Source organism: Neisseria sp. P0021.S005 (assembly GCF_051956955.1).
Genome location: NZ_JBQCWY010000765.1, coordinates 1 through 1,405, shown reverse-complemented (window position 1 = coordinate 1,405; position 1,405 = coordinate 1). Strand labels below are relative to the sequence as shown.

Annotated in this window: 2 protein-coding genes; both read left to right on the top strand. The window is 45.9% G+C overall.

Translation table 11 applies throughout. The features are described from left to right. Window positions 1-74 precede the first annotated feature (74 nt). Entirely contained in the window at window positions 75-1,211 is a 1,137-nt protein-coding gene (gene zapE / locus ACTHUE_RS19105) for a cell division protein ZapE (protein WP_049336592.1), read from the top strand. Between the two features lie 94 nt (window positions 1,212-1,305). Further along, the coding region (locus tag ACTHUE_RS19100; protein ID WP_440424182.1) for a nucleoside-diphosphate kinase at window positions 1,306-1,405 on the top strand (100 nt) is incomplete at its 3' end.

The window sequence follows — 1,405 nt, the reverse complement described above, 5'->3', positions numbered from 1 at the left end:
TCATTCCGACTACTGTCCAAATTATTGCGGATGATGTTTCGACTATCGCCAGCAAAACATAATAAAGGTTATACATGAGCAATAGAGACCAACTATTTACGCCACCGCCATTTGAAAACCACAGCCCGTTGACTTGGTATCAGGCCGCCGCCGAACAACCCAACTTCATCCGTGACGAAGCACAAGCACGAGCCATTGAATATTTGGATCGCTTATGGACCGAGCTGATGATGTTCAAACGCAAACGCAACCGTTTTCTCGGCCGCAGCCTGCGTTCCCCTCAAGTACCTAAAGGACTCTATTTTTATGGCGGCGTAGGACGCGGTAAAAGTTTCCTGATGGACGCTTTTTTTGGCTGCCTCCCTTATCGCCGTAAGCGCCGCGTGCATTTCCATGCCTTTATGGCCGAAATTCATCAACGGCTGAAAGCTTTAAAGAGTGAAGCGAATCCTTTAAAAGCCGTTGCAGCAGAAATTGCCAAAGAAACACGCGTATTATGCTTTGATGAATTTCACGTCAGCGACATTGCCGATGCAATGATTTTAGGCCGTTTGTTGGAAAACCTGCTGAGCGAAGGTGTTGTTTTGGTGGCCACTTCCAACTACGCCCCATCCGAACTCTATCCTCAAGGCCAAAACCGCAGCAGCTTTCTGCCAACCATCGCCCTTATCGAATCTAACCTGACCGTTTTAAATGTAGATGGCGGAGAAGATTACCGATTGCGCACATTGCGCCCTGCCGAAATTTTCTTTGTGCCCAATAATGAAGAAAACGAGCAAAAACTGGCTACTTTATTTAAAGAAATGAGCGGAATCTCTGAATTGAATCCAGGAATCAGCATTATTCATGGACGGGAAATTCCTCATAAAGCCCAGTCGGAACGCGCCATCTGGTTTGATTTCCGCGCATTATGTTTTGGCCCGCGTTCACAAGCTGACTATCTGTATTTAGCCGAACATTATGAGATGGTTTTCCTTTCAGGATTAGAACGTCTAACCCCGCAAGAAAAAGCAGAAGCACGCCGTCTGACATGGTTAATTGACGTTTTATATGATTTCCGTGTGAAATTGTGCGCCACCAGTGCAGTTGGCGTAAACGATATTTATGTCGAAGGCGATTTCGCCGAGGAATTTACCCGTACAGCCAGCCGTATGATCGAAATGCAATCCGAAGTCTATTTGGAACAACCACACCTGACTTTAAGCAAATAATGCCTTTCCCAAAAAGGGGCGAAATTTGGTAGAATACACTTCCCTCGCCTCTTGGCTACGGCAACTCACCTATTAATAAAAACAAGGACATAACATGGCCATCGAACGTACGATTTCCATCATCAAACCCGATGCAGTAGAAAAAAACGTCATCGGCAAGATTTACAGCCGCTTTGAAGAAAACGGCTTGCGCA

What these genes read in the sequence shown, in the direction of transcription:
- zapE (WP_049336592.1), top strand. Translation starts at nt 75, where the DNA reads ATGAGCAATAGAGACCAACTATTTACGCCACCGCCATTTGAAAACCAC.